This window comes from Clostridium sp. CM042 (assembly GCF_055080995.1).
Window position 1 is genome coordinate 2,302,832 of record NZ_CM143646.1, and the last position, 13,133, is coordinate 2,315,964.

Here is a 13,133-nt window from a genome sequence, read left to right on the forward strand (position 1 = left end):
TACTTAGTTTATTTTTAATATGTAGATGCATGACCCGCAGTATGAGATATTCTATCTGCTCTCTCTGCTGTCTTCCCACTACCAAATCTCTCATCCAAACTTAAGTAACCTGTTACTCTTGAAATCCCTTGTATATTATGACTTCCACATTCGCTGCATTTATGCGCTCCACTTTGGAGATATGTTCCACAGTCTTTACAATATCTTATATGGAAATTTATGCCCATATAACTAATGTTCGTTTGCTTATATGCATAATCTAATATGTCCATTATAATTTCTTCTGTTGGATAATCGTCAAGTTCTATATAACTAATATGTCCACCATTGCATAATTTATGATAAGGCGCTTCAATATCTATTTTTTCCTTAATTGATATTGAATACCCTACTGGAATATGATAACTATTCGTATAATATTCTTTATCAGTAACCCCTTGAATTTCACCAAATACAGCCTTGTCTTGAAGTATAAATCTACCACTTAATCCTTCAGCCGGCGTAGCATAAGTACTCCAATTAAGCTTAGTTTCCTCTATTAGCTTGTCAGTATACTTTCTTATATAGGATATTATTTCAACCCCTAATTTTCTGGTGTCCTCGCATTCTCCATGATGTTTTCCAGTTAGGGCTACTAACGTTTCTGCAAGCCCTATGAAACCAATACACCATGATCCATTCTTTAAAATAGGTTCTATGGAATCCTCAGGCGATAACCCTTCACTACCTACCATAAGACCTTGACCTGCTACAAAAGGTAAATCCTTAACCCTTAATTTTTTTAACACATCATATCTATGCATAAGTGCTTCTCTAGAAAGTTCTAACTTACTATCAAGTAATTTATAAAACTTATCTACGTCTTCCTTAGCTAATATACCAAGTCTAGGAAGATTTAAAGTTACTGGAGCAATATTTCCTCTCCCTTTTGTTCCTGCCTCTCCATTTACATTAGAACAAACATAAGTACGACATCCCATAGTAGCCGGCGTAATCCCTTGATCATAGTAAAATTTATTAAAATCAGAATCCAAATTCATAAAGGTAGGATTCATTCTCCTACTAGCAACGCGACAAGCAAGCTTATATAAGTAGTGATATGGATCGGTCTTTTCTCTATTGACACCTTTTTTAACTCTAAAAATTATGTTTGGAAATACAGGTTGTTCTCCTTTTCCAAGTCCTTTTTCGTATTCAATTAAAAATATTTCACATACGAGTGCTGCATCTTTAGATTCTGGTATTCCAATATTCATTGAACTAAAAGGTACTTGTGACCCCGCTCTGCTATGCATTGTATTTAGGTTATATACTATACCTTGCATAGATTGTTCTACAGCTCTTCTTAATTTACGTTCCGCAAATTCGCAAATTTTGTCCTCATCTACACCAAGCTCTCTAATTTCTTGTCTAATTTCTTGCCTTGTATATTCTATGAATGCTGCCATGTCATTGTCAAAATCCGGATGTGATTGACCTCCAAACATATCATTCTGCGTTGATTGAAGTAAAATGCATGAAAGTTCTGCTGCAGACTCTATCCTTTTTGCTTTTCTTATATATCCGTATCCCGTATTAAATCCTCTTTCTAAAACTTCTCTTGTTGGTATATGCAAACAATTCACAGTTAAATTATAACTATCTAGATCATGGTAATATACGTCACCATTTTCATGTACTTTTGCTAAATGCTTAGGCATCATAGATAAATTATGCCATTTGTTAGATTCACTAGCAATTCTAAGTAACTTAGAACTAAAGTTATTACCCACATTAGCATTATCTCTATCTGTCTCTACTCCTATTTTTTCTATAGCTTTCATAAGGTCTGATTTTATTGCTCTAATCTTGTTACGTTCGCGTCTATAATTAGAAAAAGCTACTCCAATAGCCTTATGACCATTTTCTAAAAGTGTACCTTCAACAATATTCTGTATTTCTTCAACAGTTAGTTGCTGTTTCTCCAAATCCTCAATTTTTTCTATGACCTTTTGAGTTAGCTCTATAACTTCACTTTCTTTTAAATTAAAAGCGATCTCATCCATCGCTCCCTTTATGGCATTTGTAATTTTTATTGAATTGAATTGAACCTCTCGTCCATCTCTTTTGGCAACATGTAGCATATTTCGAACCTCCCGAACACAATATCTTGTACTTTGCTTATTATACTCTAGTAAAAAATTTATATCAATTTGTAAATTAACTTCTATCATATAATACAGGCAATTAATTTTTAGTTACCTCGATATCCTTTGATTTTTTATAGTTATCACCTTATTAACATAATTAGTTAACCTATCCACTGAATTTTGATAATATCCTCCTGCTAAAAACTTTAAAAATAAAATAGTATAAAAAATATATTAAAAGCCAAACTATATATATACAATTTAAATTAAAAACTATTATAAATAATAAAGTGTTGTAGGTGAAGATATTTTTATAAAATAAACTGTGTATAAATATGTTTCAGTAAAAAAATAGTATAAATACATAAATAATATTATTTTTTTCAAAAAACTATTTAAAAATCCACCAAAGTGTAGTATTATAATAGTTATGTTACAAATGTTACAAATTTTTTTATTCAGGAGGAAAGTTATATGAAAACAGGTACAGTTAAATGGTTTAATTCAGAAAAAGGGTTTGGTTTCTTATCCGTAGAAGGAGAAGAAGATGTATTCGTACATTTTTCAGCTATTCAAGGAGACGGATATAAATCTTTAGAAGAAGGACAACAAGTTCAATTCGAAATAACTACTGGCGCTAGAGGCCCTCAAGCTTCAAACGTTACTAGATTATAATTCAAAATCTAATCTATAATATATCATTAATTATAGATAAACCACCTATCACTTTGTGATAGGTGGTTTTAGTTTATTAATAATATAAGCCATAATATCTCGCACGCAAATCTATTTTATTTTATATTATTCATAAAAATATTATCACTTTCATGAATATAATAGTATTCTTTGCTAAAACTATTATAAATATAGTTTATATATTATGAAAGGATGTTTTTATAATGTTTGGAAAAATAATAGATATGAGCAATACTGATGCTTTTATAAATTTTTTAAATGGGACTAGTATAAACGTAAGTGTTTCTCGTTTACCTAAAAATTCAAAAATAGGAGATACTATCGATTTAAATATTGATGCTCCTACTAATATGCTTAACGATACAATGATAAATTTTCTTTAACGACATTTCTGAAGGAAAGTCTCGCTCTTCTATAAGAGGGTTGGACACAGTCTATAACAAAGAAAAAACTTAAGCGGGAGTATAAATCTCCTTCTGAAGTCATTAGAGTCACTTAACAGAAGATGATTTAACAAAATTTTTAATAATAAAAAACTGTATTTATTCTACAAATACAGTTTTTTATTATTTTTTGGAATATTATTAAAATCCATTAGGTTTTTTATCTTCAAAAGTTTCACTCTTCCATACCCCTTTATCATATTTCGCTACTACGTAATATTTTTTTTCGTTCTCATTTGATTTATTCTTAATAGTCACAGAGGATTTGTATATAGTTGCTTTGTATCCTTCCGTTTTAACACTTATTAACTTATCATATCCTGTATTTTTATCTTTTACTAATAGTGCATTAAAATCATTTAACAGCTTACTTTTAAATGATTCTAAATCAGTTGATAGTATAAATTTAGCTACTTCATTATCTTCATTTATATCGACAAGTATTTTTTTGCTTTTATCATCATCCTTTATATACTTATCTAATACCTTTAAAATCGAATCATAATATACAGTTTCAAAATCTATAGGCTTTCTAATATTCCAAAAGTTTTCTATGATATCATTGTCGATCCTTTTAGATACAATATAACTTTTATCTGCACTATATAAATTAGCTCCATCTTTTTTATCAAGTCCCGCTATATAACTAAATTTATGGACTTTATCGACACCTTCATACATTTCAAAAATATAATCAGCCTCTAGTGTTGATTTTTCATTAACTTCCTTAGCTGAAGATAAAATTTCATACAAATCTTTTATAGCTATCTCATCCGTAACCACAAATCTAAAGCTTTTATCTCTAGTACTTTGTATTATTATTTTTTTAATTCTTCCCTGATTAATGTACTCAAAATCAACATTTTTCACTCCAAGCTTTACTTTAATTTCATTAAAGCTTTTACATCCAGTAAATATAAATGAAGATATAATTATAAAGCAAAATATAATGAGCTTGTTTTTATTTTTAATCATTTGTTATCCCCCTAGCTAATTCCTCAAATATTATTTCCACAAAGTTTCTTTTATTCTTTTAAAATTAAATATTAGAATTCCAATAATTACAATAAATAGACTAATGAATTGAGATGTGGAGAATATAGATACACTGCCTCTAGGGTCATCTCTTAAATATTCTATTAAAAATCTACCTATGCTATATACAATAAGATAAAGAGAAAATAATCTTCCATTCTTTCTTTCGCGTCTATCATACCAAAGTAAAAAAAATGCTAAAATAAAATCAAACACCGAAGAATAAATTTGCGTTGGATGAATATGCACATTCTCAGGCGCAAATAGTGAATTATGGAATTCTATTCCTATTGGTAGCGATGTAACCCTACCGTAGCAACATCCAGCTAGAAAACACCCTATCCTACCAAATCCTTGTGCCAAAGGAAGACTTGGAATTGCTAAGTCTAACACACTAAGTGTATTCCAATCTTTTTTCTTACTATATAAATGTACTGCTAATATGCCCCCCAGAATAGCTCCATAAATAACAAAACCATTCCCAATATTTTTTAATACTAAGGGGTGCCCTATTATGTACTTAATGTCTGTTATTATGTACATTACCTTTCCGCCTATTATCCCACAAATGATTACTAATATAGCCATATCCCAAATATTATCTTCACTATACTGTTTTTTCTTGCCTCTATATGATAATAAAAAAAGTGCTGCAATAATCCCTATCGTTATCATTAATCCATAACCGTAAATTTTGACAAAATAAAACTCAAATAATACTGGTTTCATTTCTATCCTCCCTATTAAAATTCATCACCCTTTTATTCGCTTTATTTAAGCTGATTAGCACAATAAAATACTAAGAGAAGCATGATTGCTCCTCTTAGCTCATAACTCGTTAAACCATCACCTGCGGTGGTGCAATATAGTAATGGACTATCTTTTAAATATCATTAAATAAATTATAATACTTTAAAAAGTTTTAAGCAACTCTAATTAATTTTATACTACATTTGGATAAATGTCTAAGCCACCTTATTGAACTTTTAAAGTCTCAACTATACTTTCAAAAATAGCTCCATAAGTTTCTTTAAAATTAACATCCCTAGTGAAAAATGAAACTCTATAAAACTCTTTTCCATCATCAATAAAATATTCATAGGCCTTGTACCAATTATCACCAGTTACATTAATTAAGTATTTCACTAAGTATGTTTTCTTGCCATTTATAATAGTGTCATCTATTTTATAATTTCTAATCGCATTTTGCTCCTGTGATATCTCTTTGCTATTACCTAAAAATGCTTTTAAGTCCTGTTTACCTTTCCAAACTTCTACAAAGCCATGAATCACTGCATCCTTTGATTGAAAATCATTATGATACATAATCTCACTACCAGAAAATTTTTTTTCTTTAGTTGTCCATCCAACCGGCAATTTATAACTTACCTTTCCGTCTATAGCTGTATAATCATTAAGCAACTTAATATTATTCTCCACAAGAATAGTAGTTTTTAACTTGTCATCAAATTGTTTTGATATCCCCAAAAGCGTGATCATCAGTCCGAGGATTATTACTATAATTCCAACTTTTTTTCTGTTTATAAGTATAACCTTCAACGTACCCCTCCACATATTAATATTAATATACTATATGATACACGTTAAAAGAATATTAAAAAATTAAATGTGCGACTAAATTATTTAGCCACACATTTAATTTTACATATATTATTTTTTTAAAGGTACAACAATTGTAGAGTTTTTAAAATCATAAAACATCAGCCAATATCCCATTTCATCATTTTCTTTATCTGAAATCCAACTTACAAAACCAGTTTTTCCTCCATAGGGTTGATGAGCTTTAGCTCTGCTTCCAGGTATTCCATAAACAATATATTTCATTTTCCCACTTGAGTCACATTTATATCCTAGCATAAATGATTTATAGTTTCTAATATACGGATAATAAGAAATCATAGGGTAATATGCTATTGAATATTTGTTATAGTCACTCAAATCATACATATTCTCTAAGTTTCTTACAGGTACTTTATACCATTTGCACCATTTAATTTCATTAGAAAAATCAGGTACTTCATCAAAATCTTGCGCTACCGCCTTGAAGAATCCTCCCATATCGCCTTTAGGATATTCCCCTTTACAAGAATTTTTCTCCTTATAATTACACTCATCTTTTTTATCTTCTTTATGTTGTTTTTTATTCATATCTCTATTTACATCCAAAACATCTTCAGGTTTCTTAACTTCAATTTTTTCCTCTAATTTGTCTGAAATCTCACCATCTTCGATATTAACCCTTTTCTTAATATCTTCTTCATTTACATTCTTTTGTTCTTCTATCGGTTCAACATTTTCAGCAATAACCTTTTGCCTAGTATCTACCTCTTTGTCAGCTTGTTTATCTACAGTTACTTGAGTTTTTAAAGGTCCAACCTTTTCGATATTAACTCTTTCCTTTGTATCTTCTTCATTTACATTCTTTTGTTCTTCTATCGGTTCAACATTTTCAGCAATAACCTTTTGCCTAGTATCTACCTCTTTGTCAGCTTGTTTATCTACAATTACTTGAGTTTTTAAAGGTCCAACCTCTTCGATATTAACTCTTTTCGTTGTATCTTCTTTTTTATCCGCTACTTCATCTACATTCTCCTGAACCTCTAAATGTTTAACTACTTCATCACTTTTCACTTTAATTAATTCAATACTTTTTTCATATTCATCAAATTCATTGCTTATATCATCTGTTCTAGTTTCCTTCTTTTCCTTATTACTCTCCGCTAGTTTATAGTTTTTCCACTCATTTGGTTTGTCTGTTGTTGAAAATCCGCTCATTATTGAAATCACATTGATATCTAAGAATTTTACAATTGCAGCCCCAATAATTCTCTCAGCAGAAATACCAGTATCTGCTATATTATCCATATCATATTCATGTGAAATATCTACCCTACCGTGATCGTCTATGTTCAATTTGCCAACTTTTATAATTTTGTTTACATCTTTTTTACCACATATTAAAATCATGTAATAAGGTTGTTTTTCCTTCCTTAGGTTTTGCACGTAGTATGAAACCTTACATTTACTGTTTTTCATTTCAAGCTTTGCATATCCAGATGGAATCTTATCAGCTTCTAATGAATAGCCTTTTTCATCTTCTTGTAATATAATAAAGTACCTACTATAATTTTTTTTAGGTGTCACCTGCATTTACCTCCATATAAAACTTATTCATTATAATATATGAAATATATTATAAAAAATGAACACTATATGGAAATTTATTTTACAAGTCCTATTTCATCCGAAAGCGTTGCAAACTCTTGCAGTGATAAAGTCTCGCCTCTCCTCTTAGGATCAATGTTTGCTCTTTCAAAACATTTCAGTAAATCTTCTTTAGGAATTCCTATATCTTTAACAGAATTCCATAAAATTTTTCTTCTCATATTAAAAGATTTTCTTACTATAGAAAAGAATAAATCTTCATCCTTCACCTTAACTTTAGGCTCTTTTAATCTATCTAATCTTATAACCATAGATTCTACTTTAGGCTCCGGCAAAAACGCTGAAGGCGGCACGAGCCGAAGTATTTTCGTGTTACAGTAGTACTGAACTAATATTGAAAAGGCTCCATAAGCTTTGCAATTTGGCTCCGAATCTATCCTCTGTGCAACTTCCTTTTGTATCATTATAGTTAAAGATTTAAAATTATAACCCCCAGTAAGTAAGTTAACAATTATTGGTGTCGTTAAATAGTATGGTAAATTAGCAACTAATTTCACAGATTTTTCATCTTTAATCAGTTCATTAAAATCGACTTTTAAAGCATCATTATGTATAAGTTCAAAATTATCGAACTCTTTTAGTTCATCTTGCAAAATCGGCAAAAGTTTTTCGTCTAGTTCTATAGCACAAACTCTTTTAGCTCTCCTTAAAAGTGCTCTAGTTAATGTTCCAAATCCTGGTCCTATTTCGATAATAAAATCTTCTTCATTAACTTCTGCCCCATCTACAACATCATCTAGCACAGAATCATCTATTAAAAAATTTTGACCTAATCCTTTTTTGAACCTAAATTCATATTTTTTGCTAACCTCACTAATCGTCAAATCTGCCATAATTCATCTCCTTGTTTATTTTTTGTACAGCATTTATAAATTCTTCTTTTATAATTCCATAATTGTTTAACCTAGTTATAAATTGCGCCGAATTACCGTATCCTATACCTAATTCGTTTCCTAGCGCATGGCGTCTTTCCTTAGCTCTAATATCGGCTGTTAACTTGAAAAATATCATATCTTGCACATCAAACTCTTTTCTTTTCTCTTGAACTTCAAATTTTGCAGTTTCGAGAGCCCTTAATATTGTTTCAGGTGATGCATTTTCAACACCTATATCTCCGTCCTTAGTACCTTCCTTTTGAGATATGTACGCATGTTTTACATTTGCTACTCTTTTGGTAATAATCTTTCTTATTTTTTCTCCAGCAAAGTCTGGGTCCGTAAATACTATTACACCTTTTCGCTTTTGAGCTTCCCTTATTTTATTAATTACCTTTTCGTTGATCCCAAAGCCGCCTACAGAAATCAGCTCAGCGTCTACCGCTCTTTTTACTGCTGTAATATCGTCTCTTCCTTCAACTACTATTACTTCTTTAATCATATTGTCCTCCTAATTCTTCATATCGCATGGCAGCACTTATTATGTGGTTATCTACCTGCTATGATAAACTAATGCATTTTCTTTATTATATATCATAAAAAACAAAAATATCCCTTAGTATTTCTTTTTATTGCCGTATCTATAATACCATTTTACTTATTAATAGTGAACTATAAAACAAAAAAAGGAGCTTGCGCTCCTATTTCACAATATAAATACTTACATTTCGTGCTCCCCAACCCCACATTTCATCACTGGAGTCGTAATATAAATCTATATGATTACCCTTTATAGCTCCGCCTATATCTTCTGCAATGCCATATCCGTACCCTTCTACGTAAATCTTGCTTCCTAATGGAATAACGCTAGGATCGACGGCTATAGTACTATACCCATCTGAGTTTCTTTTTGCCCTCACCCCAGTGCTAGTTATACCAAAGTCAGGGTCACCTGAACTCTTACCAGTGCAACTATAATCAGCAGTATATGCTGTTGCCCTAACCTTCAATTTCCTAGTATAACTAATATCTCCTCCACGGGATGGTGTATATACACTAGTAGTACCTAATGCAACTATTTCTTTAACAGGCTGTGATTTAAATTCTTCATTAACTAATTTTCTAGATACCTCTTTGCCATTTTCATAAACAACAGCTGAAGTTATAACCTTCTGACCTGTTATGCCTTTTTGAATAACTTTCTTAACACCTTTATTTAGTTCATCACTGCTTTTAGTTTCGGTTGCAAATTTCACTGCTTTAGTTTCCTTAATATTCTCAGTGTTTACTCTTGTTACCTTTACTTCGAGCCCTGATTTTAGCGAATCACTTTTTAATGGGGTAATCTTGTCTTCATCACCTAATACAATTTTTTCTGCTTTCAGCATATCTTCTACAGTCTTTTCAGCAGTTTGTATATTTAATTCTTTCCCATCAACTGTTACCTTAACATTAACAGCTTTTTTTATATATATTTTATCTCCGTCTTTTACTTTACTGTCTAAACTAACTGTTATTTGGTCTTTTGACCCTAATGCTATATTGTTACTTTTTAGTATTTGAGTAACATTACTTTTTAAAGTTATAACTTCTATAGACTTTCCATCAACAATAACAGATATAGCTTTTTTCATGTTAAACATAGTAACTGAAATGCATGTTAATAATAGCATTACTACAAAAAATGTCTTGGGACCATTTGAAAAATAGTTCTTAAAATTATTTTTCGCGTTTTTTATCATAAAAATTCCCTCCCTTAGTCAAGAATACTTGGGTATTATACCTTGAAGCAATAAATATGTCAAATTTCGACCCAATTATCCTTAATTTCGACTATTAATGCATCATTTTGCATATAATTAATTTTAAAAACATCCCAACTAGCCCGTTCTTGAGGGTAACCTAGCAAATTATTATTTACCATTAAAATTATATGCTGGAAATTTAATTTTAATTACCAATGATTTTCTGTAAATTTGTTGCACTAATTGGATTAATAACCATTCTACACTAATTGTTAATTTTTAGCAATTGTTTTGTATTATATATTGTTGCGTCTTCAATTTCTCCTATTGTTTTACCCTTAACTTCTGATATTTTTTCTATTATGTACTGAATGTAATCCGATTGATTTCTTTTTCCTCTATGTGGCACAGGCGCCATATATGGACAATCCGTTTCTACTAGTATCCTGTCCATTGGTACAACCCTTGCAACCTCTGCTGTTTTTTTTGCATTTTTAAAGGTTATAACACCAGTGAAACCTATATAATACCCTAACTTTAAACACTCCTTAGCAAATTCAACGCTTCCTGAAAAACAGTGAACTACCCCTACCACTTCCGGAAATTTCTTTAATATATCTAAAGTATCTTTATGAGCGTCCCTATCATGGATAACCACTGGTAATCCAAGTTCTTTTGCAAGCTCCATTTGAAGTTTAAAAGCCGCTTTTTGAATTTCTCTATCTGGGTTTTCGGCATAATAATAATCTAATCCTATTTCTCCTATAGCTCTAACCTTTGGGTAACGTGTTAAATTCCTTAATTCTTCAATAATTTCCTCATTAACAGTATTTGCATATTCAGGATGTATTCCTACTGCCGAGTATATAAGATCGTATTTATTCGATAATTTTACTGACATTCTTGCACCGTCCAGTGATGCACCACAGTTTAAAACCCCTATTACCCCTTTATCGTTTAACCCCTTTATTACTTCTTCTCTATCTTCATTAAAAGCCTCATCATCATAATGTGCATGTGAATCAAATATCATAATATATACTGCATTAAATCATCACCTGCGGTGCTGTATTAACGACTTCTGAAGGATATTTATACTCCCACCGAAGTTTTTGTCGTAATAGCATGCAACTCCCACTTATAAACTTGGTGACTTTCCTTCTGAAATGTCGTTAATCCGTTAATTCCAAAAGTTTAATTACAGTTCTCACCATCCTTTCTATGTAATAATAAATTCTTAAATATACTTCAAATGTCTGTTTGATATTATATCACTAATATTCAACTATTTGCAAAATTGTATAATAGATAATTTACTTAAATCATCTCCTGCGAAGCTGAAATAAGTAAAAGCCACTTTCCTACGAAAGTGACTTTTACCTATTAATTAGTAATGTACTAAAGTGACCCTAATACAGGTGATAATAATCCCATAATTGCGCCGAGCAGTGCTCCGAGCCAGGTTATAGCTCTTAACTCTTTGCTAGCAATGTCTAATATAATTTTTTCTGAAAAAGCTACATCAAATTCATTAATTTTGTCTTCAACTATTTTAGCTACATTCAACACTTCAATTACGTCAGCCGACTTGTTCTCTACGAATTTATTGTATAACTCGAGAACTACTTTAGAAATAGATTGGGATATTTTATCTCCATTTCCATCGAATATTGATTCGGTCCCCATGTGTAAGAATCTGTTAATCATTACAGATACTATTTCTGTGATTTTTATTTTTGCAGAATTGCTTTCTGCCATAGCTTCTATTCGACTTTTTATAAATTTTTCTATTTCATTTTTATAATCTATGCCTATCTTTTCGAGCAACTCCTCAATAGACATGTACTTATTAAATTTACACTCCAACTTATCAAAAGTTTCTCTAATAAATTTTTCATCTACAACCTTTGTTGTAAATAAATTAATCAAAGGCTCTATACCGTCGTCCATCCCTTTTTGGGGTAATTCAGAAAGCACACTAGATATTGAATTTTTGAGCAATTTATCTATTATATCATTAATAATTAAGGCAATATCATTATGATTTTTCGTGTCATCTAAGAATTCGTCTATTCCAATTGCTACTTTTTCATAAACACTATCCACATTCATAAACATTGCTATCATGGGGCTTAGTTTAGTACTTATTGTTTCCCCTATAATTTGTCTCAATTTCTGACTGTTTTTTTCTTCTTTCATTGTTTTTTTTATTTCCATGGCAATATTATACCTTTTCCCATAAACATATACTTTTAAATTGCTTATCATCGTACTCGGTATAACTTCCTCAAAATTCTTGTCTAAAACCACTAACTGAGCTACCTTATCTTTTAATATCTTTTGAATTTCCTTATAAAATTCTTCCGAATTTTTATACTCAATAGCCATATTTAACGTTTTATTTTTTATTGAATTATATAATTCGCTTTCACAAATGGTTTGTGGTTTAGCCTTTAGTTCTAGCATTATTTGTGCATATGCATATTTAGCAATACCTTGCTTAACATCTTCTTCATTCATATACTCTATAAGTAATTTAGAAAGATTATTGTTAGTATTCTTCAAAAAATCACAATATTCATCGCCTAATAGGGCTTTTATCTCATTTTCTACTATATTCTCGCTATTTCCCATAGTAGACACCTTACTTTGCACCCAAGAATCCAATTGCTGATTCATATCTTCGCTGCATAAGGACTTCATAATTGTTTCCTTTGTCAAAAGATGTTGCCCTATAGACTCACCCACACTTTTAGCAATTCTAGATTTTTCTTTTGGAATAAGACCTGGAGTAAATGGAACTTTAAATTTAAAAAGTCTAATCTCATTGTGAGGTCTAAACAACATTTTTATAGCTAACCAATTGGTTATGTACCCGATAACAGCTCCGATTAAAGAACCTATAATAAATTTCATATTATTTTCCTCCTTGTAATTCTTAGTAGTATTTATAACAACTAATTA

Annotated in this window: 12 protein-coding genes; 2 read left to right on the plus strand and 10 right to left on the minus strand. The window is 30.5% G+C overall.

Annotated features, from left to right (window positions below):
- Positions 1-14: 14 nt before the first annotated feature.
- Positions 15-2,123 carry an anaerobic ribonucleoside-triphosphate reductase gene (nrdD, locus tag ACWJJ7_RS10885; protein WP_462962157.1) on the minus strand — a complete coding sequence of 703 codons (2,109 nt, stop codon included), beginning with the start codon at positions 2,121-2,123 and terminating at the stop codon, positions 15-17.
- 480 nt (positions 2,124-2,603) lie between these two features.
- Here nrdD and ACWJJ7_RS10890 point away from each other — a divergent pair, with 480 nt between their 5' ends.
- The gene (locus ACWJJ7_RS10890; RefSeq protein ID WP_071611001.1) at positions 2,604-2,804 is read left to right on the plus strand and encodes a cold-shock protein; all 201 of its coding nucleotides are present in this window, start codon (positions 2,604-2,606) and stop codon (positions 2,802-2,804) included.
- Between the two features lie 224 nt (positions 2,805-3,028).
- Complete coding sequence (locus ACWJJ7_RS10895; protein WP_165412906.1) at positions 3,029-3,208, plus strand: hypothetical protein; 180 nt, start codon at positions 3,029-3,031, stop codon at positions 3,206-3,208.
- 201 nt (positions 3,209-3,409) lie between these two features.
- On the opposite strand, the gene ACWJJ7_RS10900 is transcribed toward ACWJJ7_RS10895, so the two are convergent.
- The 9 genes from ACWJJ7_RS10900 to ACWJJ7_RS10940 form a co-directional block, all read right to left on the minus strand.
- The gene (locus ACWJJ7_RS10900) at positions 3,410-4,243 is read right to left on the minus strand and encodes a hypothetical protein (RefSeq protein WP_462962158.1); all 834 of its coding nucleotides are present in this window, start codon (positions 4,241-4,243) and stop codon (positions 3,410-3,412) included.
- Between the two features lie 30 nt (positions 4,244-4,273).
- Entirely contained in the window at positions 4,274-5,032 is a 759-nt protein-coding gene (locus ACWJJ7_RS10905) for a prolipoprotein diacylglyceryl transferase (RefSeq protein WP_462962159.1), read from the minus strand.
- A 246-nt stretch (positions 5,033-5,278) separates the two neighbouring features.
- Positions 5,279-5,863 (minus strand): hypothetical protein, encoded by a 585-nt coding sequence (locus ACWJJ7_RS10910; protein ID WP_462962160.1) that lies wholly within the window; start codon positions 5,861-5,863, stop codon positions 5,279-5,281.
- A 111-nt stretch (positions 5,864-5,974) separates the two neighbouring features.
- A complete protein-coding gene (locus ACWJJ7_RS10915) occupies positions 5,975-7,468 on the minus strand; it encodes a DUF7922 domain-containing protein (protein WP_462962161.1) in 1,494 nt (497 codons plus the stop codon).
- A 77-nt stretch (positions 7,469-7,545) separates the two neighbouring features.
- The gene (gene rsmA / locus ACWJJ7_RS10920; RefSeq protein ID WP_462962162.1) at positions 7,546-8,382 is read right to left on the minus strand and encodes a 16S rRNA (adenine(1518)-N(6)/adenine(1519)-N(6))-dimethyltransferase RsmA; all 837 of its coding nucleotides are present in this window, start codon (positions 8,380-8,382) and stop codon (positions 7,546-7,548) included.
- Positions 8,363-8,926 (minus strand): ribonuclease M5, encoded by a 564-nt coding sequence (gene rnmV, locus ACWJJ7_RS10925; protein ID WP_462962163.1) that lies wholly within the window; start codon positions 8,924-8,926, stop codon positions 8,363-8,365. The genes rsmA and rnmV overlap by 20 nt, the downstream gene beginning before the upstream one ends.
- 199 nt (positions 8,927-9,125) lie before the next feature.
- Positions 9,126-10,166 carry a ubiquitin-like domain-containing protein gene (locus tag ACWJJ7_RS10930; protein WP_462962164.1) on the minus strand — a complete coding sequence of 347 codons (1,041 nt, stop codon included), beginning with the start codon at positions 10,164-10,166 and terminating at the stop codon, positions 9,126-9,128.
- Positions 10,167-10,434: 268 nt separating this feature from the next.
- Positions 10,435-11,202 carry a TatD family hydrolase gene (locus ACWJJ7_RS10935; protein ID WP_462962165.1) on the minus strand — a complete coding sequence of 256 codons (768 nt, stop codon included), beginning with the start codon at positions 11,200-11,202 and terminating at the stop codon, positions 10,435-10,437.
- 365 nt (positions 11,203-11,567) lie between these two features.
- Positions 11,568-13,085, minus strand: a complete 1,518-nt coding sequence (locus ACWJJ7_RS10940) for a DUF445 family protein (protein WP_462962166.1) — start codon at positions 13,083-13,085, stop codon at positions 11,568-11,570.
- Positions 13,086-13,133: the final 48 nt, after the last annotated feature.

Coding starts and splice junctions, on each gene's coding strand:
- ACWJJ7_RS10895 (WP_165412906.1), top strand. CDS start 3,029: ATGTTTGGAAAAATAATAGATATGAGCAATACTGATGCTTTTATAAAT.
- ACWJJ7_RS10940 (WP_462962166.1), bottom strand. CDS start 13,085: ATGAAATTTATTATAGGTTCTTTAATCGGAGCTGTTATCGGGTACATA.
- ACWJJ7_RS10900 (WP_462962158.1), bottom strand. CDS start 4,243: ATGATTAAAAATAAAAACAAGCTCATTATATTTTGCTTTATAATTATA.
- nrdD (WP_462962157.1), bottom strand. CDS start 2,123: ATGCTACATGTTGCCAAAAGAGATGGACGAGAGGTTCAATTCAATTCA.
- rsmA (WP_462962162.1), bottom strand. CDS start 8,382: ATGGCAGATTTGACGATTAGTGAGGTTAGCAAAAAATATGAATTTAGG.
- ACWJJ7_RS10905 (WP_462962159.1), bottom strand. CDS start 5,032: ATGAAACCAGTATTATTTGAGTTTTATTTTGTCAAAATTTACGGTTAT.
- ACWJJ7_RS10890 (WP_071611001.1), top strand. CDS start 2,604: ATGAAAACAGGTACAGTTAAATGGTTTAATTCAGAAAAAGGGTTTGGT.
- rnmV (WP_462962163.1), bottom strand. CDS start 8,926: ATGATTAAAGAAGTAATAGTAGTTGAAGGAAGAGACGATATTACAGCA.
- ACWJJ7_RS10930 (WP_462962164.1), bottom strand. CDS start 10,166: ATGATAAAAAACGCGAAAAATAATTTTAAGAACTATTTTTCAAATGGT.
- ACWJJ7_RS10935 (WP_462962165.1), bottom strand. CDS start 11,202: ATGATATTTGATTCACATGCACATTATGATGATGAGGCTTTTAATGAA.